A 25,304-nucleotide genomic window follows, 5' to 3' on the forward strand; every position below is an offset into this window, starting at 1 on the left:
ATGCCGGCCTGCCCAACGCCTTCGGCCAGTATGACGAGGGCCCCGAGGATACCGCCATCCAGGTCGCCGACTTCGCCCGAGAGGGGCTGGTCAACGTCACCGGCGGCTGCTGCGGCACCACGCCCGACCATATCCGTGCCATCGCCGATGCCGTCGCCCCCTTCGCCCCCCGCAAGGTGCCCCATGTCTGACCGTTACCTTCGCCTGTCTGGTCTGGAACCCTTCGTCCTGACCCCCGACATCCCCTTCGTGAACGTGGGCGAGCGCACCAACGTCACCGGGTCTGCGCGCTTCCGCAAGCTGATCACCAATCGCGACTATGCCGCCGCGCTCGAGGTGGCCCGCGACCAGGTGGAAAACGGCGCCCAGATCATCGACATCAACATGGACGAGGGGCTGATCGATTCGAAGGCGGCGATGGTCGAGTTCCTGAACCTCGTCGCGGCAGAGCCCGACATCGCCCGCGTGCCGGTGATGATCGACAGTTCCAAATGGGAGGTGATCGAGGCCGGCCTGAAATGCGTGCAGGGCAAGCCGGTGGTGAACTCGATCAGCCTCAAGGAGGGCGAGGAGCAGTTCCGCCACCAGGCGGGCCTGTGCCTTGCCTATGGCGCGGCGGTGGTGGTCATGGCCTTCGACGAGACCGGCCAGGCCGACACCTTCCAGCGCAAGACCGAGATCTGCGCCCGCGCCTACCGGATCCTGACCGAGGAGCTGGACTTCCCGCCCGAGGACATCATCTTCGACCCCAACATCTTCGCCGTGGCGACCGGGATCGAGGAGCACAACAATTACGGCGTGGATTTCATCGAGGCCACGCGCTGGATCCGCCAGAACCTGCCCCATGCCCATGTCTCGGGCGGGGTGTCGAACCTCAGCTTCAGCTTCCGCGGCAACGAACCCGTGCGCGAGGCGATGCATGCCGTCTTCCTCTATCATGCCATCCAGGCGGGGATGGACATGGGCATCGTCAATGCCGGCCAGCTGGCCGTCTACGACCAGATCGAACCCGAGCTGCGCGAGGCCTGCGAGGATGTGGTCCTGAACCGCCGCCCCAAGGCTGGTGGCGACGCGACCGAGCGGCTGCTGGAGATCGCCGAGCGCTTCAAGGGCGGCGCGCGCGAGGAAAAGGTCCGCGACCTGGCCTGGCGCGACTGGCCGGTGGAAAAGCGGCTGGAACATGCGCTGGTCAACGGCATCACCGAATTCATCGAGGCCGATACCGAGGAAGCGCGTCAGGCCGCGACCCGGCCGCTGGACGTGATCGAGGGGCCGCTGATGGCCGGGATGAACGTCGTGGGCGACCTGTTCGGCGCGGGCAAGATGTTCCTGCCGCAGGTGGTGAAATCGGCCCGCGTGATGAAGCAGGCCGTGGCCGTGCTGCTGCCCTACATGGAGGAGGAGAAGCGCCTGAGCGGCGGTGCGGGCCGCGAAAGCGCCGGCAAGGTGCTGATGGCCACGGTCAAGGGCGATGTCCACGACATCGGCAAGAACATCGTCGGCGTCGTGCTGGCCTGCAACAATTACGAGATCATCGACCTGGGCGTCATGGTGCCCTCGCAGAAGATCCTCGAGGTCGCCAAGGCGGAAAAGGTCGATGCGATCGGCTTGTCGGGCCTGATCACGCCCTCGCTGGACGAGATGGTCCATGTCAGCTCGGAGCTGGAGCGCGAGGGCTTCGACATCCCGCTGCTGATCGGCGGAGCGACGACCTCCAAGGTGCATACCGCGGTGAAGATCGCACCGCGCTATGCCCGCGGCCAGGCGGTCTATGTCACCGATGCCAGCCGCGCGGTGGGCGTGGTCAGCCAGCTGCTCAGCCCGACGCAGCGGCAGGCCTATGTCGAGGGGGTGCGGGCCGAATACGCCGATGTGGCCGAACGCCACGAACGCGCCGAGGCCGCCAAGCAGCGCCTGCCGCTCCAGGCCGCCCGCGCCAATGCGCTGAAGATCGACTGGACGGATTACCGCGTGCCCGCCCCCGCCTTCCTCGGCACCCGCATCCTCGACGACTGGGACCTCGCGGAAATCGCCCGCTATATCGACTGGACCCCGTTCTTCCAGACATGGGAGCTGAAGGGCGTCTATCCGCGCATCCTGGACGACGAAAAGCAGGGCGAGGCCGCCCGCACGCTGTTTGCCGAGGCGCAGGAGATGCTGGCCCGGATCATCGAGGGCAAGTGGTTCCGCCCCCGCGCCGTGGTCGGCTTCTGGCCGGCCAATGCGGTGGGCGACGACATCCGCCTCTATAGCGGCCAGGACCGGGCCGACACGCTGGCCATGCTGCACACGCTGCGCCAGCAGACCAGCAAGCGCGGCGGCCGCCCGAACGTGGCGCTGGCCGATTTCGTCGCCCCCGAAGGCAGCGTGGCCGATTACGTCGGCGGCTTCGTGGTCACCGCCGGCCCCGAGGAATCGGAAATCGCCGCGCGGTTCGAACGCGCCAATGACGATTACGCCGCGATCATGGTCAAGGCGCTGGCCGACCGCATCGCCGAGGCCATGGCCGAGATGCTGCACGAACGGGTGCGGCGCGAATTCTGGGCCTATGCCCCCGATGAATCCTACAGCCCGCAGGAGCTGATCGCCGAGCCCTATCGCGGCATCCGCCCCGCCCCCGGCTATCCCGCCCAGCCCGACCATACCGAGAAGCTGACCCTGTTCCGCCTGCTGGATGCCGAGGCCGCGACCGGCGTCACCCTGACCGAAAGCATGGCGATGTGGCCGGGCTCCTCGGTCTCGGGGATGTATATCGGCCATCCCGACGCCTATTATTTCGGCGTCGCCAAGGTCGAGCGCGACCAGGTCGAGGATTACGCCCGCCGCAAGTCCATGCCCGTCGACCAAGCCGAACGCTGGCTGGCGCCGATCCTGAACTACGTCCCCGGCGCGGCCAAGGAGGAGGCCGCCTGACCGGCTCCCCCCCTCAACCTTTCGCACGCAACGCGCCGGCTTTCATCTTGGCAGAAATATCCCGGGGGGCCGCCCGCAGGGCGGCGGGGCAGAGCCCCTCCCCCGCCCGCCAGACAGCACCGGACGGCGCCGGTCAGACCTCGACCGTCACCTTGCCCATCGGGTTCGAGCAGCAGGCGAGGATCCAGCCCTCCTCGATATCCTCGTCCGAGATGCCGCCGTTATGGACCATGTGCACCTCGCCCGAGGTCTTCCTGACCTTGCAGGTGCCGCACAGCCCGAAGGTGCAGCCCGAGGGGATGTTCAGCCCCGACTGCTTGGCCACGGCCAGCACCGTGTCGGTTTCCGAACAGGCCGCGGTCACGCCCGAAACCGCGAAGGTGATCTCGGCCCCTGCGCTTTCATCGGGAATGACATCGTCAAGGACCGGCGCATCGGCCTCGGTCGCGACCGGGGCGCCGAAGCTCTCCTGGTGATAGCGGTCCATGTCATAGCCAAGCGCGATCAGCATCTCGCGCACGGACTGCATGAAGGGCTCGGGGCCGCAGCAGAAGACCTCGCGATCCAGATAGTCGGGCGCCATCAGCCCCAGCATGATCTGGCTCAGCCGGCCGCGATAGCCGGGCCAGGCGCCGAAGGTGTCCGGCTCCTCGACGGTGAAATACAGCTGCAGGCCGGGATAGCGGTCCACGAACTGTTCCAGCACCTTGCGGAAGATGATCTCGGAGGGCCGGCGCGCGGCATGGACGAAGACGATGTCCGAGACCTGCCCCGAATCCCAGGCCCAGGTGGTCATCGACATCATCGGCGTGATCCCCGACCCGGCCGAGATGAACAGGTATTTCTTCGCCGGATGGCGGTGGAAGCTGAAGATCCCGGATGGCCCGTAGGCCTTCAGCCGCATTCCCGGCCGCAGATGGTCCAGCATCCAGCGCGTGCCCACCGAATCCGCCTGCGCCTTGACCGTCACCGAGATCGACAGCGGCCGCGAGGGCGAGGACGAGATCGTGTAGGTGCGCTGCACGTTCCCGCCCGGCACCGGCAGATCCAGCGTGACAAATTGCCCCGGCTGATAGTCGAACCACGCGCCCGAAGGCGCGCAGAAGGTGAAGGTGGCGGTATCGGCCGTCTCGGGCACGACCATCGCGCATTCCAGGGGCTCGGCGTCGTTCCAGGGCTCGGAAGCCCAGTTCAGGCGGGGTTTCGCCATTCCGTCACTCCGCCGCCATGCTGACCGGCCCCAGGCGCTCGGACATGGTCTTGCAATACCAGTCCACGAAATGGATCACGCCCTCCTCCTGGCGCGGCGAATAGGGGCCGGGCTCGTAGGCGGGGGACAGGATGCCCTTCTGGTTCTCCTCGACCACCTGCCGATCCTCGTCATTGGTGGCCAGCCAGACCTCGGTCAGTTCCTTGACGTTGTAGTCGACGCCCTCGACCGCGTCCTTGTGGACCAGCCAGTTGGTCGTCACCTGGGTCTGGGTCGGGCTGATCGGCATGATCCGGAAGACGATGGCGTGATCGGGCAGGAAGTGGTTCCAGCTGGAGGGGAAGTGGTAATACATCAGGCTGCCCGCGTCGTTCCACGGGATCGTGCCCATGCGCCGGGCCACGGCAGCCTTGGTCGACATGGTGAAGCTTTCGGCGTTGTCCAGCAGCGGCACGCGCGCCAGGCGCCACTGCATGTCGGCCTGGTTCACGAAACGCGCCGGAAGACCCGCATCGTCGCAGCGCTTCCAATGCGCCAGGATCTCGGGGCTGGCGGCGTTCGGGCCTTCCATCACCGTCATCAGCGGGTTGTCGGAATAGGTCCGGCACAGCGAGGGATGCGAGCCACCGCAATGATAGCATTCGCGGTTGTTTTCCATCACCAGCTTCCAGTTCCCCTGCTCGATGATGGTCGAGCTGTGGGCGATCTTGGCGTCGGAAAGCCCGCTGGGGGTCAGATAGCCCATCAGGTGCTTGGCCAGGTCGTTGATCGCCGGCGGCACCTGCGCCAGGCAGATATAGATCAGCCCGGCCAGGTCGATGCAATGGACCGGCTTCAGACCGTATTTGCCGGCATCGAAATCCTCGCCCATGTCGCGGGCGTAAAGCAGCTTGCCGTCCAGATCGTAGGTCCACTGGTGATAGGGGCAGACCAGCTTGGGATTGCTGCCATTGGCCTTGGCGCAGAGCCGCTGGCCGCGATGGCGGCAGACATTGTGGAAGGCGCGCACCCGCCCGTCGGCGCCGCGGATGACGATCACCGGATAGGCGCCGACCTGCAGCGTCGCGAAATTGCCGGTCTTGGGGATCTCGCAGGCGGGAACGGCATAGAGCCATTCGCGATAGAAGATCTGCTCCAGATCGGCCTGATAGACGCCCTCGTCGCAATAAAGGTCTCGCGTCAGCGAGAAATTGGGACGGCGCGCGGCGATCTCCGCCCGGATTTCAGTAGGGCTCAGCATCTGGCAACCCCGGTTTGTCCGCAGATGGAACTGGCGGAACAGATTGAAGACTGGCGGGTTTTCGGGGTTCCGGCGGTTCCTTCTGTGGTCCCCGCCCTTCCCCCCGGCCGCCCGCGGCTCGATGTGGCGCCCGAGTCGGATTCCATGACGAAACCGACCCCGGACAGGCCCATCTAGCGCCCGATTCCGGGGTCCCGAGCGCCTGTTTGCGACCGATTCCAGCTTGGCGGGGACATTTTGCGACAAGTGATGCGGCGTGAGGTCGCCTTGCCGATCCCTCGGGGGGGTGAAATCCTGCCCGAATCGCGTGACGGTATCGGGTGACGGTATCGGCTGGCGGACGGGCCCTTCGCGTTCCCGCACAGCGCCTGTGCGCCGGGTTCCGCCCGCGCCGCCTTGCCTCGCGCCGCGGGCGCCCTAGCTTGGACGGGACAGCCCCGCGGATCGGGGCCATACCAGCCACGCAAAGGCGGATCATGAAAAAGATCGGTTTCCTGTCCTTCGGCCATTGGTCGCCCTCGCCCCATTCGGGCACCCGCAGCGCCGCCGACGCGCTGCTGCAATCCATCGAGCTTGCCGTCGCCGCCGAGGAACTGGGGGCCGACGGCGCCTATTTCCGCGTCCACCATTTCGCGCGCCAGCTGGCCTCGCCCTTCCCGCTGCTGGCGGCGATCGGCGCGAAGACCAGCCGGATCGAGATCGGCACCGGCGTCATCGACATGCGCTATGAAAACCCGATGTACATGGCCGAGGACGCCGGCGCGGCGGACCTGATCGCCGGCGGGCGGCTGCAGCTGGGCATCAGCCGCGGCTCGCCCGAGCAGGTGATCGACGGCTGGAAGCATTTCGGCTATCAGCCCGCAGAGGGCGAGACCGAGGCCGACATGGCCCGCCGCCATGCCGAGGTCTTCCTGGACGTGATCCGGGGCCAGGGCTTCGCGCAGCCGAACCCCAACCCGATGTTTCCCAACCCGCCCGGCCTTCTGCCGCTGGAGCCGCATTCGCCGGGCCTGCGCGACCGGATCTGGTGGGGGGCGGCCTCGGACGCGACGGCGGTCTGGGCGGCGAAGCTGGGCATGAACCTGCAAAGCTCGACCCTGAAATGGGACGAAAGCGGCGAGCCCTTCCATGTCCAGCAGGCGAAGCAGATCCGCAAATACCGCGCCGCCTGGCGCGAGGCGGGCCATGCGCGCGAGCCGCGCGTCTCGGTCAGCCGCTCGATCTTCGCGCTGGTCGACGACCGCGACCGAGCCTATTTCGGCCGCTCGGGCGACCGCGACCAGGTGGGGATCATCGACGACACCCGCGCCGTCTTCGGCCGCAGCTATGCCGACGAGCCCGACCGGCTGATCGCGCAGCTGGCCGGCGACGAGGCCATCGCCGAGGCCGACACGCTGCTGCTGACCGTCCCCAACCAGCTGGGCGTCGATTACAACGCCCATGTGATCGGCTCGATCCTGACCCATGTCGCCCCCGGCCTGGGCTGGCGCTGAACCTGCATTCCGTGCCAAGCTGCTGATTTCCGGGACAGTTTTCCGCTTCGGTCAGGTTTTCGTGAAGAAACCCCTTCCCGCAGCGCCGATTTCCGCGCAGTGTTGTCGCCGCAAGGACGACGACATGGGAGGATGAAGATGTCGCGCATGTTCAATCTGATCGCCGGGACGGCCGTCGCGGCCGCCGGGCTTTCGGTCTCGGCCCAGGACGGCAGGGCCGAATTCATCAACGTGCTGACCGGCGGCACCTCGGGCGTCTACTATCCGCTCGGCGTGGCCCTGTCCGAGCTTTACGTCGAGGGGATCGAGGGCTCGCGCACCCAGGTCCAGGCCACCAAGGCCTCGGTCGAGAACCTGAACCTGCTGTCGGCGGGCCGCGGCGAGGTGGCCTTCGCGCTTGGCGATTCCGTCATGGCGGCATGGGCGGGCGATACCGAGGCGGGCTTCCAGTCGGAACTGACCAACCTGCGCGCCATCGGCGGCATCTACGACAACTACATCCAGATCGTGGCCTCGGGCGACGCGGGCATCGCCACGCTGGAGGACCTGAAGGGCAAGACCATTTCGGTCGGCGCGCCGGCCTCGGGGACGGAGCTGAACGCGCGGGCGATCTTCGCCGCCGCCGACATGTCCTATGACGACATGGGCCGGGTCGAATACCTGCCCTATGCGGAATCGGCCGAGCTGATCAAGAACCGCCAGCTGCAATCGACGCTGCAAAGCTCGGGCCTGGGCGCGGCCTTCATCAAGGACCTGGCGACCACGCACCAGATCGGCATCGTCGAGATCCCGGCCGAGGTGGTCGAGCGGATCGGCGCCCCCTACAAGCAGGCGGTGATCCCGGCCGGCACCTATGACGGCCAGGACGCGGACGTGCCGACGGCGGCGGTCACGAACATCCTGGTCACCTCCGAGGCGGTGTCGGAAGAGACCGTCTATCTGATGACCAAGCTGATGTTCGAGAACATCCCGCGCCTGACCTCGGCCCATTCGGCGGCGGCGACGCTTGACCCGGCCGAGGCGGTCCAGAACCTGCCCATCCCGCTGCATCCCGGCGCCGAGCGGTATTATCGCGAGATCGGCGTGCTGGAGTGACGCCGCCGCGGCGGGCCGGGGCCTGTCCCGCCCGCCGCCCGTCTTGCCGTCCAGGCGGAACATGCCGGGGTGATGACCCGGCCCTGCGCGTTCCGCAGACCCTTCCCAGCACAAGCAGGAAAACCCCATGACCAAGTTGCACCTGTCCGACGACAGCCAGCACGCGGCCGAGGAGCAGATCGAGGGCCTGCCCGCCGGTTTCGGCGAGGGGCTGCCCGGCCGCATCGCCTACTGGATCGCGCTGACCTTCTCGCTGTTCCAGATCTGGATCGCGGCCTATGGCCCGCTGGCCAGCCAGATCGTGCGCGCGATGCATGTCGGCTTCCTGCTGCTGCTGGGCTTCGTGCTGATCGGCAACCTGCTGGCGCGCAACCGGGTATCGCAGGGGTTCTACTGGCTGCTGGGGATCGCGGGCTTCGCGACCGGGGTCTACAACTGGGTGTTCTACCGCGACATCCTGCTGCGCTCGAACTTCCTGACCACGGTGGACCTGGCGATGGGCGTGGTGCTGCTGGTGCTGGTCTTCTGGCTGGCGCGGCGGCTGATGGGCTGGCCGCTGTTCATCATCGCCTGCGCCTTCCTTGGCTATTGCGCTTTCGGCGAGAACCTGCCCGGCATGTTCGGCCATCGCGGCTATGACGCGACGATGCTGATCGAGCATTTCGCCTTCGGGACCGAGGGCATCTACGGCTCTCCGGTCTATGTCTCCTCGGCCTATATCTTCATCTTCGTGGTCTTCGCGGCCTTCCTTGAACGCGCGGGGATGCTGGACCTGTTCAACGACGTGGCGCTGGGTCTGGTCGGGCACTGGCGGGGGGGCGCGGCGCAGGTCTGCACGCTGTCCTCGGCGCTGATGGGCACGATCTCGGGCTCGGGCGTGGCCAATGTCGTGGCCTCGGGCCAGTTCACCATCCCGCTGATGAAGAAATTCGGCTTTCGCGCCTCCTTCGCGGGCGGGGTCGAGGCGACCTCCTCCATGGGCGGACAGATCATGCCGCCGATCATGGGCGCCGTCGCCTTCATCATGGCCGAGACGCTGAACATCCCTTACGGCGACGTGGTCCGGGCCGCGCTGATCCCCGCCGCGATGTATTTCGGCGTCTGCTTCTGGAACGTCTACCTGGAATCGGGCAAGCACAACCTGCGCGGGCTGCCGCGCGACCAGCTGCCCAGCCCCTGGGCGGCGATCAAGAAGCAGTGGATGCTGATGATCCCGCTGGGGATGCTGGTCTATCTGCTGTTCGCCGACTACACGCCGATCTTCGCGGGCTCGATGGGGCTGGCGCTGGTGGTGGTGCTGATCCTGGCCACCGCCATCGCCGCGACCATCGGCCCCTTCGTCTTCCGCATCGTCTTCTGGATCTCGGTCGGGCTGGCCTCGGCCGCCTTCCTGAAATACGGCGTCGACCTGCTGATGATCGTGATCGGAGTGCTGCTGGCCGCCTGCTTCCTGCTGAGGGGCGCGCGCGAGGCGCTGGTCATCGTGCGCGATTCGCTGGCCCTGGGGGCGCGCAACGCCCTGCCCGTCGCCGCCGCCTGCGCCATCGTCGGCATCGTCATCGGCACGCTGACCCTGACCGGCATCGCCTCGACCTTCATCGGCGCGGTGATCCGCATCGGCGAGAACAACCTGTTTCTGTCGCTGGTGCTGGTGATGATCACCTGCCTGGTGCTGGGCATGGGCATCCCGACCATCCCGAACTACATCATCACCTCGTCCCTGGCCGGCCCGGCGCTGGAGCAGCTGGGCGTGCCGCTGCTGGTCAGCCACATGTTCGTCTTCTATTTCGGGATCATGGCCGACCTGACCCCGCCGGTCGCGCTGGCCTGTTTCGCGGCGGCGCCGATGGCCAAGGTCTCGGGGCTGAAGATCTCGATCGACGCGACCAAGCTGGCGATCGCCGGCTTCATCATGCCCTTCATCGCCGTCTATTCCCCGGCGCTGATGCTGCAGGAACCCTATCCGGGGTCCTATTTCAACGAACAGTTCGGCTTCTGGGCCGAGGTCGCCTTCGTCACCTTCAAGGCGGCGCTGGCCATCGGGCTGTGGGGCGTGGCGGTGGTCGGCTACCTGATCGCGCCGGCGCGGCTGTGGGAACGGGTCTGGGCCTTCGGCGCGGGGGTGGCGCTGGTGCTGGCCTCGCCGCAATCGGACGTGATCGGCTTCGCGCTGGCCGCGCTGTTCCTGCTGCAGCACTGGCTGCGCCATCGCGGCCCGCGCCGGCAGGTCCCTGCATGATCTGCATCGCCGCGGCCGGGGTGGTGCTGGCGCTGGCCGCCGACGACTTCACCCTGCGCTGGCAGCATTCCGTGACCCATACCCGCTGGGAGGAATACTGGCAGGCCAGCCCCGAAGGGCTGCGCCCCGTCGAGGCCTTCGTGCAGTCCCCCGGCGCCGGGATGGAGATCCCCGACCACGCGCGCCGGGTCCGCGGCGGCTGGCGCTACAGCGTCGAGCTGCCGCCGCAGAAAGAGGTGCTGCTGGCCAGTTCCGGCACGACCGGCAGCGGCTGGACGCTGTGTGCGTCGGGGCGTTGCCTGGAGCTGGGCCAGCGCCCGGACGAGCCCCTGCGCCTGTGGCAGGCCGAGGAGTGCGGCGCGCTCAGCGCAGAATGACCCGCGACGCCCCGGACGGCGCCAGCACCTGCCCCACCACCGCGGCATCCGCGAAACCGTGCTGCGCGAAACAGGCCAGCACCTGCTCCAGCGCCTCGGGCGCGCAGGCGACCAGCAAGCCGCCCGAGGTCTGCGGATCGGTCAGCAGCGCGCGGGCCGGGTCCGAAAACCCCTCGGGCAGCGCGATCCCCTCGCCATAGCTGGTCCAGTTGCGCCCCGAGGCGCCGGTGACGACGCCCTGCGCGGCCATCGCCGCCACGCCCTCCAGCAGCGGCACCGCCTGCCAGTCCAGCGCCAGGTCGCAACCCGATCCGCGCGCCATCTCCAGCGCGTGGCCGCCAAGGCCGAAGCCGGTCACGTCGGTCATCGCATGGACCCCCGCCATCCGCGCCAGTTCCGGCCCCGGCCGGTTCAGCCGCGTCGTGGTCGCGATCATGCGGGCATAGCCGGCATCGTCCAGCGCGCCCTTCTTCAGCGCCGCCGACAGGATGCCGACGCCAAGCGGCTTGCCCAGCACCAGCAGGTCCCCCGGCCGGGCGCCGCTGTTCTTCTTCAGGTCGCGCGGATCGACCAGCCCCAGCGCCACCAGCCCGTAGATCGCCTCGACGGAATCGATGCTGTGCCCGCCCGCGATGGGAATCCCCGCCTCGCGGCAGGCCGAGGCGCCGCCTTCCAGGATCAGCCCGATGGTTTCCACCGACAGCACGTTGATCGGCATCCCCACCAGCGCCAGCGCCATGATCGGGGTCGCGCCCATCGCATAGATGTCGCTGATCGCATTGGTCGCGGCGATGCGGCCGAAATCATGCGGATCGTCGACCACCGGCATGAAGAAATCCGTGGTGGCGACCAGCGCCTGGCTTTCGCTGAGCCGGTAGACGGCGGCATCGTCCGAGGTCTCGATACCGACCAGCAGCGCCTCGGGCACGGGCAGCGCCTTCGTGCCGCGCAGGATGCCCGACAGCACGCCCGGCGCGATCTTGCAGCCGCAGCCGCCGCCATGGGACAACGAGGTCAGCCGGGGCTCGGCGCGGGGTTCGGCGCTGGGATCGAATTGGCTCATCGGCTCCTCCTGCGGCTTGATTTTCCGCAGCATAGCGCGGATCGCCCGCAGGTCCACCGGCCGCGCGCAGCCAGGGCTTCCTTGACAAGATGGCGGCTGCGGCGCACCATCGAGGCGTACCTATCGTGAACGACAGGCAAAATGGAGGGGTCCCATGAACATTGACCTTTCGCGCCGCGGCTTTCTGAGGCTGGCGGGTGCGGGGGTTGCGGCGACCTCGCTGGGGGCCATGGGCTTCGGCGAGGCAGAGGCGGCCGAGGCGGCGCATGTGCGCGCCTTCAAGCTGGCCACCACCACCGAAACGCGCAACACCTGCCCCTATTGTTCGGTCGCCTGCGGCGTCATCATGTATTCCCGCGGCGACGTGAAGGCCGGCGAGACCGCCGAGCTGATCCATATCGAGGGCGATGTCGACCACCCGACCAACCGCGGCACGCTCTGCCCCAAGGGCGCCGCGCTGAAGGATTTCGTCAAGGCGCCGCTGCGCCTGACCCAGCCGCGCCATCGCGCCGCCGGGGCCTCGGACTTCCAGCCGATCACCTGGGACGAGGCGCTGGACAAGATCGCCCGCGCGCTGAAGGACGACCGCGACGCCAACATGGTGCAGGTCAACGAGAACGGCGTGCCGGTCAACCGCTGGACCACCACCGGCTTTCTGGCCGCATCGGCCACCACCAATGAAACCGCATGGCTGACCTACAAGACGGTCCGGTCCATGGGGATCGTCGGATTCGACAACCAGGCGCGCGTCTGACACGGCCCCACGGTGTCCAGTTTGGGCCCGACCTTTGGCCGTGGAGCGATGACCAACTCCTGGACCGACATCAAGAATACCGACCTCGTGGTCGTGATGGGCGGCAATGCTGCCGAAGCGCATCCCTGCGGCTTCAAATGGGTGACCGAGGCCAAGGCTGCGCGCGGCGCCAAGCTGATCGTGGTCGACCCGCGCTATACCCGCACGGCATCGGTGTCTGACTACTATGCCCCGATCCGCCCCGGCAGCGACATCGCCTTCCTGATGGGGGTGATCCGCTGGTGCATCGAGAACGACAAGGTGCAATGGGACTATGTGCGGCATTTCACCAACGCCGCCTTCCTGGTGAAGGACGAGTTCGGCTGGGCCGACGGGCTGTTCACCGGCTATGACGAGGAAAGGCGCGACTACGACAAGGACAGCTGGGACTACAAGATCGGCGAGGACGGCTTTGCCGAGATCGACCCGACGCTTCAGGACCCGCGCTGCGTCTGGAACCTGCTGAAGGCCCATGTCGATCCCTACACGCCGGAATTCGTCGAGAATGTCTGCGGCACGCCGAAGGACCGCTTCCTGACGATCTGCGAGATGATCGGCGAATGTTCCACGCCCACCAAGACCATGACCTCGATGTATGCGCTTGGCTGGACGCAGCATTCCAAGGGCGCCCAGAACATTCGCGGCATGGCGATGCTGCAGCTGATCCTGGGCAATATCGGGGTGCGCGGCGGCGGCATGAACGCGCTGAGGGGGCATTCGAACATCCAGGGCCTGACCGATATCGGGCTGATGTCGAACCTGATCCCCGGCTATCTGAACATCCCGACCGAAAGCGAGCCGGACTGGCAGAGCTACATGTCCTCGCGCCGCTTCGCACCGCTCAGGCCGGGCCAGACCAGCTATTGGCAGAACTACGAAAAGTTCATGGTCAGCTTCATGAAGGCGATGTGGGGCGATGCCGCCACGGCCCAGAATGACTGGGCCTATCACTATCTGCCCAAGCTGGACGTGCCGGCCTATGACGGGATGCGCATGTTCGAGCTGATGAACCACGGCCAGGTGAACCTGTATTTCTGCCAGGGGTTCAATCCGCTGCTGGCCTTCCCCGACCGGGCCAAGCTGACCGAGGCCTTCTCGAAGCTGAAGATGCTGGTCGTCATGGACCCGCTGAAGACCGAGACCTCGCATTTCTGGCAGAACCACGGCATCTACAACGATGTCGATCCGGCCAGCATCCAGACCGAGGTGCTGGAGCTGCCCACCACCTGCTTCGCCGAGGACGAGGGCGCGCTGGTCAATTCCGGCCGCTGGCTGCAATGGCACTGGCCGGGGGCGACGCCGCCGGGCGAGGCGAAGCACGACACCTGGATCATGGCGCAGATCTGGACCCGTGTGCGCCAGCTTTACCAGGACGAGGGCGGGGTCTTCCCCGATCCGATCCTGAACCTCAGCTGGGACTATGCCGATCCCGGCGATCCCAAGGCCGAGGAACTGGCGCGCGAGATGAACGGCCGCGCGCTGGAGACCGTCCGCGATCCCGACGATCCGACCCGCGTGATCGCCGAGCCCGGCCAGCAGCTGTCCGGCTTCGGCGAGCTGCGCGACGACGGATCGACCATGGCGGGCTGCTGGATCTATACCGGCTCGTGGACCGAGGACGGCAACATGATGGCGCGCCGGGACAACAACGATCCCGACGATACCGGCGCCTATCTGAACTGGGCCTTCTCCTGGCCGGCGAACCGGCGGATCCTCTACAACCGCGCCTCGGCCGACCTGCAGGGCAGGCCCTGGGATCCCAGCCGCAAGCTCTTGGAATGGAACGGCGAACGCTGGGAGGGCTATGACGTTCCCGACATCCCGCCCACCTCGCGCCCCGAGGATGTCGGCCCGTTCATCATGAACCCCGAGGGCAGCTCTCGGCTGTTCTCGCGGGGGATGATGCGCGACGGTCCCTTCCCGGCGCATATGGAGCCCTTCGAATCGCCGATGGCCAATGTCTTCAACCCGAAGATGCGCGGCAATCCGGTGGCGCGGGTCTTCGCCGCGGATGCCGAACGCTTCGCCACCAGCGAGGAATTCCCGCTGGTCGCGACCTCCTACCGGCTGACCGAGCATTTCCACTACTGGACCAAGCACAACCCGGTGAATGCCGCGTTGCAGCCCGAGTTCTTCGTGGAGATCAGCGAGGAACTGGCGGCCGAGAAAGGCATCGCCAAGGGCGGGCGCGTGCGCATCTGGGGTAAGCGCGGCCAGGTCTGGGCCAAGGCGGTGGTGACCAAGCGGATCAGGCCGCTGACCTGCGACGGCAAGACCGTCCATGTCGTCGGCATCCCGCTGCACTGGGGCTTCATGGGCTCGGCCCGCAAGGGCTGGGGGCCGAACAGCCTGACGCCCTTCGTCGGCGACGCCAATGTGGAAACGCCTGAATTCAAGGCCTTCCTGGTCAATATCGAACCCGCATCAGAGGAGCCGGTGGCATGAGCGATACCGCGCCTCAACCGACCACGGCGGCGGCGAACCCTCCGGTCCAGCCGATCGCGCCGGGCTTCGATGCGCGCGACGTCGTGCGCATCTCGGCCACCTCGAACGTGCCGCAGCCGGAACGCCAGCTGACGAAGCTGGCCAAGCTGATCGATGTGTCCAAATGCATCGGCTGCAAGGCCTGCCAATCCGCCTGCATCGAGTGGAACGACACCATGCCGGCGGTCGAGGAGAATGTCGGGGTCTATGAAAACCCCCATGACCTGACCCCCGACATGTTCACCCTGATGCGCTTTGCCGAATGGGAGAACCCGGCGACGAACGAGCTGGAATGGCTGATCCGCAAGGACGGCTGCATGCATTGCGAGGATCCGGGCTGCCTGAAGGCCTGCCCGGCCCCCGGCGCCATCGTGCAATATTCCAACGGCATCGTGGATTTCATCCACGAGAACTGCATCGGCTGCGGCTATTGCATCAAGGGCTGCCCCTTCGACATCCCGCGCATCAGCCGGGTCGATCACACCGCCTACAAATGCACGCTGTGCTCGGACCGGGTGGCGGTGGGCCAGGGGCCGGCCTGCGCCAAGGCCTGCCCGACCGAGGCCATCGTCTTCGGCACCAAGGAGGACATGGTCGCCCATGCCGAAACCCGGATCGAGGACCTGAAGTCGCGCGGTTACGAGAATGCCGGGATCTACGACCCCGAAGGCGTCGGCGGCACCCATGTGATCTATGTGCTGCATCACGCCGACAAGCCCTCGATCTATAACGACCTGCCCGACAATCCGCGCATCTCGCCCATCGTCGAGGGCTGGAAGGGCGTCACCAAGACCGCCGGGCTGGCGGTGATGGGGCTGGCCGCGATCGGCGCGACGCTGCACGGGCTGTTCGCCCGCGCCAACCAGGTCGAGCCGGAGGACGAGGTCGAGGCCGAGCGCCTGGTCGAGACCGAGGCGCCCCAGCCCCAGCCGCGGGAGGATGTCTGAATGCCGCGCCTGCGCTATTCCGAACCGGGCGATCACATCGAAAGCCGCGCCCCGGTGACGGTCAGCCGCTATCGCGGCATCACCCGGCTGAACCACTGGGTCACAGCGACATCGCTGATCCTGCTGCTGCTGTCGGGGCTGGCGCTGTTCCACCCGTCGCTGTTCTTCCTGACCGGCATCTTCGGCGGCGGGCAGGTCACGCGCTGGATCCATCCGATCATCGGCATCGTGCTGTTCTTCAGCTTCCTGCTGCTGTTCCTGCAACTGTGGCGGCTGAACCTGCCCCGCCCCGAGGACCGGACCTGGGTGGCCAATATCGGCGAGGTCGTGAAGGGCCACGAGGAAAAGCTGCCGGAACTGGGCAAGTACAATGCCGGGCAGAAATTCGTCTTCTGGGCGATGTCGGTCCTGATCGTGGTGCTAATCGTCTCGGGCGTGATGATCTGGGAGGAATATTTCCCCGCCCTCGTCTCGATCCCCCTGCGCCGCATCGCGGTGCTGGTCCATTCGCTGGCCGCGGTGGCGATCATCCTGGTCTTCATCCTGCATGTCTATGCGGCGATCTGGACGCGCGGCACGATCAGCGCCATGACCCGCGGCACCGTTACCGGCGGATGGGCCTGGCGCCACCACCGCAAATGGCTGCGCGAGATCGCTGGACGCGACCGCAAAGGCCCGGCAGAGTAGGCCCCGAACCCCGACAACCCGGTGGCCGGTCCGGCCCGGAGGAATCATGGCAGCCAATCCGCGACCCGATCCCGATGCCGTCGGCGGCGTTCCCAAGCCACCGCTGGCCTTTCTTCCCGACCCCCAGGCGCTGTTTTCCCGGCGTGCCGCCCGCTTCGCCTTCCTGGCCGATCACGGCGGCAACCTGGCGCCCTACCTGCGCTTCCTGGCCGATCTGACCGCATTGCAGGCGCGGCTGGCCGCCGAATTGCCCGCCCCCGCCCCGCTGCCGCCCGACCGCGTGGCGCTGGCCCGCGCCAGCCGGATGCCGCCCATCGACCGCGCGGCACTGGCGAATGACGCCGCGCTGCACGACTTGCTGGCCCGCTTCTGCACGCAAGCCGAGTCGCTGGACATGCCCGAACCGGCGCGGCTGGCGCTGCAGGCGGTGGCCACGGCCGGGATCGCCGACCGGCACTGGCTGCTGGAGAACGTCGTGTCCGACCGCATCCCCGAGGACAGCGCCGCCCCGCATCTGTTCACCGCCGCCGCCGTGCAGATCCACCTGGCGGCGCTGGCCGCGACGCTGGATGCCGATGCGCTGGTGCCGATCCGGGTGGGCAGCTGCCCGGCCTGCGGCGGGCGGCCCGCGAGTTCCTCGGTCATCGGCGCGGCGGGGATCGAGAACCTGCGCTATGCCAGCTGCGCCGGCTGCGCCACGCAGTGGAACGAGGTGCGGGTCAAGTGCCTGTGCTGCGGCTCGACCAAGGGGATCAGCTATCGCTCGGTCGAGACCGACGAGGCCACCGTCAAGGCCGAGATCTGTTCGGAATGCGACAGCTGGGTCAAGATCCTCTACCAGGTCAGGAACCACAGCCTCGATCCGGTGGCCGACGACGTGGCCAGCCTGGGGCTGGACATGATGATGAAGGAAACCGGCGCGCGGCGCGGCGGCGTCAACGCCTTCCTTGCGGGCTATTGATGTCGGATTTCCGCGCGCTTCCCTCGGTCGACCAGCTGCTGCAATCCGACATGGGCCGCGCCCTGGTCGAGGCGCATGGCCGCCAGGCCGTGACCGGGGCGCTGCGCGCGCAGCTGGACGCCGCGCGCCGGGCGATCCGCGAGGGCGCCAGCGGCGCGGCACTGGCCGCCGCCCTGCCCGCCCGTGTCAGCGCCGATCTGGAAGGCCAGGCGCGATCGGGGCTGCGGCCGGTCCTGAACCTGACCGGCACGGTGCTGCACACCAATCTGGGCCGCGCGATCCTGGCCGAAGCCGCCATCGAGGCCGCCTGCGCCGCCATGGCCGCGCCCCTGGCGCTGGAATTCGACCTGGACGGCGGCGGGCGCGGCCAGCGCGACGACCATCTGCGGGGGCTGCTGTGCGAGCTGACCGGGGCCGAGGACGCCACCGTGGTCAACAACAACGCCGCCGCCGTGCTGATCGCGCTGAACACGCTGGCCTCGGGACGCGAGGCCCTGGTCTCGCGCGGCGAGCTGATCGAGATCGGCGGCGCCTTCCGGATGCCCGACATCATGGCCCGCGCCGGCGCGCGGCTGGTCGAGACCGGCACCACCAACCGCACCCATCCGCGCGACTACGAATCCGCGATCACCTCTGACACCGGCGTGATCCTGAAGGTCCATACCTCGAATTACCGCATCGAAGGCTTCACCGCCGAGGTGGCGGCGCCGGATCTGGCGCGGATCGCGTGCAAGGCCGGGGTGCCGCTGCTCAACGACCTGGGTTCGGGTTCGCTGGTCGATCTGTCGGCCTACGGCCTGCGCCGCGAGCCGACCGTGGCCGAGGCGGTGGCCGAGGGCGCCGATCTCATCACCTTCTCGGGCGACAAGCTGCTGGGCGGGCCGCAGGCGGGCTTCATCGTCGGGCGGCGGGACCTGATCGCGCAGATCAACCGCAACCCGCTGAAACGCGCCCTGCGGCTGGACAAGATCCGCATCGCGGCGCTGGAGGCGACGCTGCGGCTCTATCGCGACCCGGACCGGCTGGCCGATCGCCTGCCGACCCTGCGCCACCTGTCCCGCCCGCAGCCCGAGATCGCCGCGCAGGCCACCCGGCTTGCGCCGCAGGTGGCCGCGATCCTGGCCCCGCACGGGTTCGACGCGGCGCCCTGCGAATGCGCCAGCCAGATCGGCTCGGGCGCGCTGCCGGTCGATACCATCCCCTCGGCCGGGCTGCGGCTGACCGGCGATGGCGGCGACGCCCCCGACCGGCTGGCGGCCCGGCTGCGCGCCCTGCCCCGCCCGGTCCTGGGCCATATCGAGGGCGGCGCGCTGATCCTGGACCTGCGCTGCCTTGACCGCGACGAGGCGCTGCTGGAGGCCCTGGCCGCGCCATGATCGTCGGCACGGCGGGGCATATCGACCATGGCAAGACGGCGCTGGTCAAGGCGCTGACCGGCACCGATGCCGACCGGCTGGCCGAGGAAAAGGCCCGCGGCATCACCATCGACCTGGGCTTCGCCTATGCCGATCTGGGCGGCGGCGGCATCACCGGCTTCGTCGACGTGCCGGGGCATGAACGGCTGATCCACACCATGCTGGCGGGCGCGGGCGGGATCGACCTGGCGCTCATGGTCGTCGCCGCCGATGACGGGGTGATGCCGCAGACGCGCGAGCATCTGGCGATCCTCGATCTGCTGGGGATCGCGCGCGGGATCGTCGCCCTGACCAAGGCGGACCTGGTCGATGCCGCCCGCCGGCAACAGGTCGCCGCGCAGATCCGCGAGGCGCTGGCCCCGACCGGGCTGCGCGACGCGCCGGTCATCCCCGTCTCGGCCCTGACCGGCGAGGGGATCGCGGACCTGCGCGCGGCGCTGGCGGCGGCCGAGGCGCAGACGACGGCGCGCCACGCCTCGGGCCCCTTCCGGCTGGCGGTCGATCGCAGCTTCACCCTGGCGGGCGCGGGCACAGTGGTGACCGGCACCGTGCTGACCGGACGCATCGGCCTGGGCGACAGCGTCACCATCAGCCCGCAGGGCATCGCCGCCCGCATCCGCGCCATCCACGCCCAGAACCGCCCGGCGGATCAGGGGCTTGCAGGACAACGCTGCGCGCTGAACCTTGCCGGAGAGGCGGTCACGAAACAGGCGATCGGTCGCGGCGACGTGGTGCTGACGCCCGGCCTGCACGCGCCCACCGACCGGATCGACGCGCAGCTGGCGGTGCTGGGAACCGAGCCGAAGCCCGTCGGCACGTGGTTCCCCGCCCGCCTGCACAGCCACGCGGTCGAGCTGGGCGCCCGCATCGTGCCGCTTGGCGATCCGCTGCATCCCGGCACCAGCGGCCCGGTGCAGATCGTGCTGGAGCGCCCCATTGCCGCCGCGGTGGGCGACCGCTTCATCCTGCGCGACAGCTCGGCCAGCCGGACCATCGGCGGCGGGCATTTCCTGGACCTGCGCGCGCCGGCCCGCAAGCGCCGCACGCCGGAGCGGCTGGCCCTGATCGCCGCCGCCGACCATGCGGACCCGGCCGAGGCGCTGGCCGCGCTGCTGTCGGTCACCCCGGTCGGCATCGCCGCCTTCGCCCGCGACCGCAGCCTGTCCGAGGATGACATGACCGCCGCGCTGGATCGCGTGGGCGCGGTCAGCATCGGCGGCCTGGCGCTGTCGGTCGAGGCGCATCAGGCGCTGCGCGAGGGGCTGACTGCCACGCTGGCGGCCTTCCACGCCGACAATCCCGACCTGCCCGGCATGGGGCGCGAGAAATGCCGCCTGATGCTGCGCCCGCGCCTGCCGAAACAGCCCTGGCTGGCCCTCCTGCACCGGGAGGCCGCCGATGGCCGCATCGTCCTGGACGGCGCCTTCCTGCGCCTGCCCGGCCACGAGGTCCGGCTTTCCCCCGAGGACGAGGCGCTGTTCGCCCGCATCCTGCCGGCCCTGCGCGGCGATACTCGCTTCCGCCCGCCGCGCGTGCGCGACTTCGCCGCCGAATTCGGCATCGACGAGGCCGAGATCCGCCGGGTGCTGAAGCTGACCCAGAAGCTGGGCCGCACCGACCAGATCGCACAGGATCATTTCTTCGCCCGCGAGGTCACGGCCGAGATGGTCGCGATCATCCGCGATGTCGCCGGCGCGACCGCGGATGGCTGGTTCACCGCGCCGGCCTTCCGCGACCGGGTGCAAAACGGGCGCAAGGTCGCCATCGAGATCCTCGACTTCTTCGACCGCCACGGCGTAACCTTGCGCCGCGGCGATCTTCGGCGCATCAATCCGCATCGGGCCGACCTGTTCGGCACGCATGGATGGGAATCGTCCCCGGTGGGGCGGCCGGACTTCAACTCCGGTTGGGGCAGCGAGCCTGTCCCGGGTGGGTTCGACTCCCACTCCCTTCCGCCAGCCCGGCGCGAGTGATCGCGGCAATGCGCGTTCCCTCTGGGGCGCGACGGCAGTACCCCTCGGCCTGCGCGCCAGCATATGGCGCTTCTTGAGAACAGGCCCGTGCCGAATTCAATCGCGTTCCAATCTTTCGGCAAATCGGCCTCCATCGGCTGCAGCGCGGACAGGGGCTGATCGCAGCCTCGCATTCCGATCTACTCGTCGAGAGCCTCTGGAAATCAATGGATCGATCGCGCAATGGTGCGCGAGACGGGCGCGACGGGTTTCAGGCCGCGGCACGCCCGGCCACAGGCCCCGCGCCGCCATCCGTGGTCAGGCGCCGACGGCCAGGCGCTCGGCGTCTCCGGGGCCGGGATCGCGCAGGACATAGCCGCGGCCCCAGACGGTCTCGATATGGTTCTCGCCGCCAAGCGCCTCGGACAGCTTCTTGCGCAGCTTGCAGATGAAGACGTCGATGATCTTCAGCTCGGGCTCGTCCATGCCGCCATAGAGGTGGTTGAGGAACATCTCCTTGGTCAGCGTGGTGCCCTTGCGCAGGCTCAGCAGCTCCAGGATCTGGTATTCCTTGCCGGTCAGGTTCACCGGCTTGCCCTTCACCTCGACCGAGCGCGCATCCAGGTTGACCACGATCTCGCCGGTGCGGATGATCGACTGGCTGTGGCCCTTCGAACGGCGGATGATCGCCTGGATCCGGGCCTGCAATTCCTCGCGATTGAAGGGCTTGGTCATGTAGTCGTCGGCGCCGAAGCCGAAGCCGCGCAGCTTGCTTTCGGTATCGTCCGAGCCGGTCAGGATCAGGATCGGCGTGTCGATCCGCGCCAGCCGGATATGGCGCAGCACCTCCATCCCGTGCATGTCGGGCAGATCCAGGTCCAGCAGGATCAGGTCATAGTCATAGAGCTTCGCCAGATCGATGCCTTCCTCGCCCATGTCGGTGCGGAAGACATTGTAGCTGGCGGCGGTCAGCATCAATTCGATCGCGCGGGCGGTGCTGGGATCGTCTTCAACCAAAAGAATACGCATTACTCGGATCTCTCCCCGATTCGACATGGGCCTGGCACGCAACTTGGCCCGCAATGGTTAACATGTCGTTACTTTTTCGGCAAAAACCCGCCGATGCAACAAGGCACTGTCATTTATCACGAAATCTCTGCAGCGAGGTGACTTTCAGCGCCGCCCGCCCGTGGCGCGCGATGGCGCTGCACCAGCTGTCGAACTCTTCCTCGCTGATGTCGTAGCGGCGCAGCGCATCCTCGCGCGAGATCAACCCATAGGCGACCGCCTTGACGACGATTTCCTTGCGGCTGGCGACCCAGCGGGTGTCGACCGGCGGAAGATCGGCGACGGTCAGGATCGAGCCGTCGGGCAGCGTCACGGTGCGGGGGCCATCGGTCTTTTTCACGAACATTCCACCTGTCCTTCGAACATGTCCGAGCACGATGACCGACAGCGTTTAATCCCGCGTTAGCCGCAAAGCGGTTTTTCCGGGTCCGCGCCTTGAGAATGGACAGCATTTGCCTATATTTCGACGCAAATCGTCCAAGCCGACCCCACAGCCGCCTCCTGGCCGGAGCCCATCCATGACCTCGCCCGCCCTTCTGCGCGCCCCGGCGCCCGCAACCGGATTGAACAGCCTCGGCTTCGCCAAGGCCCCCGCCGACACGCGCGTTGTGGTGGCGATGTCGGGCGGCGTGGACAGTTCGGTCGTGGCGGCGAAGTTGAAGCAGGAAGGCTATGACGTCATCGGCGTGACGCTGCAGCTTTACGACCATGGCGCGGCGCTGGCCAAGAAGGGCGCCTGCTGCGCGGGCCAGGACATCCACGATGCCAGGCGGGTGGCCGAGCGCATGGGCTTTCCGCATTACGTGCTTGATTACGAAAACAAGTTCCGCGAATCGGTGATCGACGAATTCGCCGATGCCTATCTGGCGGGCGCGACGCCCGTGCCCTGCATCCGCTGCAACGAGCGGGTGAAATTCCGCGACCTGCTGGAAACCGCGCGCGACCTGGATGCCGACTGCATGGCGACGGGCCACTATATCCAGCGCAAGCAGGGCCCGCTGCGGGCAGAGCTGCACATGGCCGCCGACCCGGCCCGTGACCAGAGCTATTTCCTGTTCTCGACCACGCAGGAGCAGCTGGATTTCCTGCGCTTCCCGCTGGGGCATCTGGCCAGCAAGGCCGAGACGCGGGCGCTGGCGGCAGAATACGGGCTGTCGGTCGCGGACAAGCCCGATTCGCAGGATATCTGCTTCGTGCCCAATGGCGACTACGCCGCGGTGATCGAGAAGCTGCGCCCCGGCGCCGCCGATCCGGGCGAGATCGTGGACATGGACGGCAAGGTACTGGGCCGGCATCGCGGGGTGATCCACTACACGATCGGCCAGCGGCGGGGCCTGGGCATCGGGGGCCTGGGCGATCCGCTCTACGTGCTGCGGCTGGATCCCGACCGGCGCCAGGTCGTCGTCGGCCCGAAATCGGCGCTGGCCACCACCATCGTGCCGATCACCGAGGTGAACTGGCTGGGCGACGGGCCCTTCGAGGGCGAGATCGCCTGCCTGGTGCGCATCCGCTCGACCCGTCCGCCCCGGCCGGCGATCCTGCGGCCGCTGGGGCAAGGCCGGGCCGAGGTCGAGCTGCTGGACCCCGAGGAGGGCGTCAGCCCCGGCCAGGCCTGCGTCTTCTACGCGGCCGACAGCACGCGCGTGCTTGGCGGCGGCTGGATCAGCCTGCGTCGGCGGCCAGCTGCCTGATCCGCTGCACCATCGCCCTCAGCCCGTTCGAGCGCTGCGAGGACAGGTGTTCGTCCAGGCCCAGCCGGGCCAGTTCGGCATGGGCGTCGATGCGGGCGATCTCGGCCACCGGCACGCCGGAATAGAGCGCGTGCAGCACCGCGATCAGCCCGCGCACGATCATCGCGTCGCTGTCGCCCTGGAAATCGAAGCGGCCGTCCTTGATGATCGGCATGATCCAGACCTGGCTGGCGCAGCCCTCGACCTTGGTGGCGGGGACCTGCAATGCCGGGTCCATCGCGGGCATCGCGCGGCCCAGCTCGATCACATGGCGGTACCGTTCCTCCCAGTCGTCGAGGAAGTCGAATGTGTCGGCGATGTCTTCGAATGCGGGCGTGGCCATGGCGTATTCCTTTCGTCCACGGGTTAGCGCGGCTTGCGCCCAAGGTCAAAGAGGCTTTATCCATCCGCCGCTTTCCCCTAACAATCAGGCGAAACCAAGGGATGGTGACATGAGACGATTGACCGCGCCGCTGCTGATCTCGGCCCTGCTGCTTGCCGGTTGCGGCGGCCGCTTCGGTGACAGCGGCTGGAACCCGCTTGGCTGGATGGGCGGCGGCGGCGGACGCGACCGCGGCCCCTCGACGCTGGAACCCGTCGGCGGCTATGCCGTCACCGGCGACCAGAGCCCGGCGATCCCGCAGCTGCTGTCGGCCCGGTGGGAGCCGCTGAACGAGGGCCGCCTGCTGGTCGTGACCGGGATCGGGCCGACCAAGGGCTATCACGGCGCGCGGCTGATCACCGCGGTTCCCCAGCCCGAGGGGCGGATTTCCCCGGATGCGGATGGCGTGCTGCGGCTGCGCTTCGTCGCCCTGCCGCCCCCGCCCGAGGCCGCCGCGGCAAGGCTGCCCGCCAATCCGGCGGTGGATGTGATCACGGTGGCGCTGCCCCTGTCCCATACCCAGCTTGCCGGCGTCGCGCGGGTCGAGATCGCCGGCGCGTCGAACCTCTTGTCGATCGCGCGCTGACAGCGGTTGCGCGGCGGCACCCGCCGCGCTAAGCCGCAGCCGTCGGAGGCGTGGCAGAGTGGTTTAATGCACCGGTCTTGAAAACCGACGTGGGTGAAAGCCCACCGTGGGTTCGAATCCCACCGCCTCCGCCACTTCGGTATGAAACCGGGAACGCCGATTCCCGCCGTTTTCCCTCCCTTAGTGGCTACCAGCGTCCTCAACAGGGTTCTTTTGCTGCCTTTGATGTAGATTGCGTCGTCTGCGACTTCGACGTGTTGGGCGAAGGCTCGGACGTGTTCCCGCCGATAGCCGCCATTTCCAAGCCGGAGTCGGGTGCGGGCTTCGCTCGCCAAGGCGACCCGTCCTCCGGCCAGCCATGACGGCAGTTTCAGCAGCAGCATCGGAAGGCGCGCGATCAGCCCGATCAGCCCCTCATGCAGCGTATCGCTGCGACAGAGCGTGCCGTCCAGGTCGACGACCAGCGGAACCCCGGTTTCGGGCGGATCAGGCTCCGATGGCGCATCGGTCGGAGCGGGACCGGCGGGCTGGAGTCGCACCTCTTCCGTCACATGCCGCCCCCGACTGGTTACCAACCAACAGATCGTCGCACGCCGTACTGAACTACACCGGACGTTCGTTCGCCCGGACGACAACTGTCGCCGCCTGCCCGCCCACCGACAGGCAGCG

19 protein-coding genes, 2 tRNA genes and 1 pseudogene are annotated in these 25,304 nt (G+C 67.9%); 16 read left to right on the forward strand and 6 right to left on the reverse strand.

Going from position 1 to position 25,304, the window contains the following annotated elements; all coding sequences use genetic code 11:
• Positions 1-191: homocysteine S-methyltransferase family protein (locus tag C9E82_RS18035; RefSeq protein ID WP_183154109.1), on the forward strand; the 191-nt coding region annotated here is incomplete at its 5' end.
• On the forward strand, positions 184-2,913 hold the full coding sequence (gene metH, locus C9E82_RS18040) for a methionine synthase (RefSeq protein ID WP_244936041.1): 2,730 nt from the start codon (positions 184-186) through the stop codon (positions 2,911-2,913). The genes C9E82_RS18035 and metH, both read left to right, overlap by 8 nt.
• Positions 2,914-3,046: 133 nt before the next feature.
• Here the strand turns inward: metH and C9E82_RS18045 are convergent, their stop codons facing one another.
• Positions 3,047-4,123, reverse strand: a complete 1,077-nt coding sequence (locus tag C9E82_RS18045; RefSeq protein WP_119897666.1) for an FAD-binding oxidoreductase — start codon at positions 4,121-4,123, stop codon at positions 3,047-3,049.
• 4 nt (positions 4,124-4,127) lie between these two features.
• Positions 4,128-5,363 (reverse strand): aromatic ring-hydroxylating oxygenase subunit alpha, encoded by a 1,236-nt coding sequence (locus C9E82_RS18050; RefSeq protein WP_119897665.1) that lies wholly within the window; start codon positions 5,361-5,363, stop codon positions 4,128-4,130.
• 476 nt (positions 5,364-5,839) lie between these two features.
• Between C9E82_RS18050 and C9E82_RS18055 the strand changes: the two genes are divergently transcribed.
• From C9E82_RS18055 to C9E82_RS18070, 4 genes are all read left to right on the forward strand, one after another.
• Complete coding sequence (locus C9E82_RS18055) at positions 5,840-6,856, forward strand: LLM class flavin-dependent oxidoreductase (protein WP_119897664.1); 1,017 nt, start codon at positions 5,840-5,842, stop codon at positions 6,854-6,856.
• 147 nt (positions 6,857-7,003) lie between these two features.
• Positions 7,004-7,951, forward strand: a complete 948-nt coding sequence (locus C9E82_RS18060) for a TAXI family TRAP transporter solute-binding subunit (RefSeq protein WP_119897671.1) — start codon at positions 7,004-7,006, stop codon at positions 7,949-7,951.
• A gap of 127 nt (positions 7,952-8,078) precedes the next feature.
• Positions 8,079-10,190: a TRAP transporter permease gene (locus C9E82_RS18065; RefSeq protein ID WP_119897663.1), complete on the forward strand. Its 2,112-nt coding sequence runs from the start codon at positions 8,079-8,081 to the stop codon at positions 10,188-10,190.
• Positions 10,187-10,567, forward strand: a complete 381-nt coding sequence (locus C9E82_RS18070) for a DUF1850 domain-containing protein (protein WP_119897662.1) — start codon at positions 10,187-10,189, stop codon at positions 10,565-10,567. The genes C9E82_RS18065 and C9E82_RS18070 overlap by 4 nt, the downstream gene beginning before the upstream one ends.
• Here C9E82_RS18070 and selD read toward each other — a convergent pair.
• Positions 10,554-11,630: a selenide, water dikinase SelD gene (gene selD / locus C9E82_RS18075; protein WP_119897670.1), complete on the reverse strand. Its 1,077-nt coding sequence runs from the start codon at positions 11,628-11,630 to the stop codon at positions 10,554-10,556. The two genes, C9E82_RS18070 and selD, sit on opposite strands and share 14 nt — an antisense overlap.
• Before the next feature lie 154 nt (positions 11,631-11,784).
• Here selD and fdnG point away from each other — a divergent pair, with 154 nt between their 5' ends.
• The 7 genes and pseudogenes from fdnG to C9E82_RS24615 all read left to right on the forward strand — a co-directional run bounded on the left by fdnG (position 11,785) and on the right by C9E82_RS24615 (position 20,875).
• Positions 11,785-14,868: a formate dehydrogenase-N subunit alpha gene (gene fdnG, locus C9E82_RS18085; protein WP_119897661.1), complete on the forward strand. Its 3,084-nt coding sequence runs from the start codon at positions 11,785-11,787 to the stop codon at positions 14,866-14,868.
• Complete coding sequence (fdxH, locus tag C9E82_RS18090) at positions 14,865-15,854, forward strand: formate dehydrogenase subunit beta (RefSeq protein WP_119897660.1); 990 nt, start codon at positions 14,865-14,867, stop codon at positions 15,852-15,854. The genes fdnG and fdxH overlap by 4 nt, the downstream gene beginning before the upstream one ends.
• On the forward strand, positions 15,855-16,541 hold the full coding sequence (locus C9E82_RS18095; protein WP_119897659.1) for a formate dehydrogenase subunit gamma: 687 nt from the start codon (positions 15,855-15,857) through the stop codon (positions 16,539-16,541). It begins immediately after the preceding gene.
• A 46-nt stretch (positions 16,542-16,587) separates the two neighbouring features.
• The gene (fdhE, locus tag C9E82_RS18100) at positions 16,588-17,502 is read left to right on the forward strand and encodes a formate dehydrogenase accessory protein FdhE (RefSeq protein WP_119897658.1); all 915 of its coding nucleotides are present in this window, start codon (positions 16,588-16,590) and stop codon (positions 17,500-17,502) included.
• A complete protein-coding gene (selA, locus tag C9E82_RS18105; RefSeq protein WP_119897657.1) occupies positions 17,502-18,878 on the forward strand; it encodes an L-seryl-tRNA(Sec) selenium transferase in 1,377 nt (458 codons plus the stop codon). The genes fdhE and selA overlap by 1 nt, the downstream gene beginning before the upstream one ends.
• Positions 18,875-20,686, forward strand: a pseudogene (gene selB, locus C9E82_RS18110) (selenocysteine-specific translation elongation factor); the annotation flags it as partial. The gene selA and the pseudogene selB, both read left to right, overlap by 4 nt.
• A 93-nt stretch (positions 20,687-20,779) precedes the next feature.
• Positions 20,780-20,875 (forward strand) — tRNA-Sec (locus C9E82_RS24615).
• Positions 20,876-21,187: 312 nt separating this feature from the next.
• Here the strand turns inward: C9E82_RS24615 and ctrA are convergent.
• Positions 21,188-21,898, reverse strand: coding sequence for a response regulator transcription factor CtrA (ctrA, locus tag C9E82_RS18115; protein ID WP_119897655.1), 711 nt, complete (start codon positions 21,896-21,898; stop codon positions 21,188-21,190).
• Between the two features lie 109 nt (positions 21,899-22,007).
• Positions 22,008-22,283, reverse strand: a complete 276-nt coding sequence (gene sciP / locus C9E82_RS18120) for a CtrA inhibitor SciP (RefSeq protein ID WP_119897654.1) — start codon at positions 22,281-22,283, stop codon at positions 22,008-22,010.
• Between the two features lie 172 nt (positions 22,284-22,455).
• Between sciP and mnmA the strand changes: the two genes are divergently transcribed.
• On the forward strand, positions 22,456-23,628 hold the full coding sequence (mnmA, locus tag C9E82_RS18125) for a tRNA 2-thiouridine(34) synthase MnmA (protein ID WP_119897653.1): 1,173 nt from the start codon (positions 22,456-22,458) through the stop codon (positions 23,626-23,628).
• Here mnmA and C9E82_RS18130 read toward each other — a convergent pair.
• Entirely contained in the window at positions 23,600-24,010 is a 411-nt protein-coding gene (locus tag C9E82_RS18130) for a SufE family protein (protein WP_119897652.1), read from the reverse strand. The two genes, mnmA and C9E82_RS18130, sit on opposite strands and share 29 nt — an antisense overlap.
• A 109-nt stretch (positions 24,011-24,119) precedes the next feature.
• On the opposite strand from C9E82_RS18130, the gene C9E82_RS18135 reads away from it, so the two are divergent.
• Both C9E82_RS18135 and C9E82_RS18140 read left to right on the forward strand, forming a co-directional pair.
• A complete protein-coding gene (locus tag C9E82_RS18135; RefSeq protein ID WP_119897651.1) occupies positions 24,120-24,635 on the forward strand; it encodes a hypothetical protein in 516 nt (171 codons plus the stop codon).
• Positions 24,636-24,679: 44 nt separating this feature from the next.
• Positions 24,680-24,769, forward strand: a tRNA-Ser gene (locus C9E82_RS18140).
• Positions 24,770-25,304: the final 535 nt, after the last annotated feature.

Origin of the sequence: Paracoccus sigandri (assembly GCF_003709565.1) — a bacterium.
GTDB classification, from domain to species: Bacteria; Pseudomonadota; Alphaproteobacteria; order Rhodobacterales; family Rhodobacteraceae; genus Paracoccus; species Paracoccus siganidrum.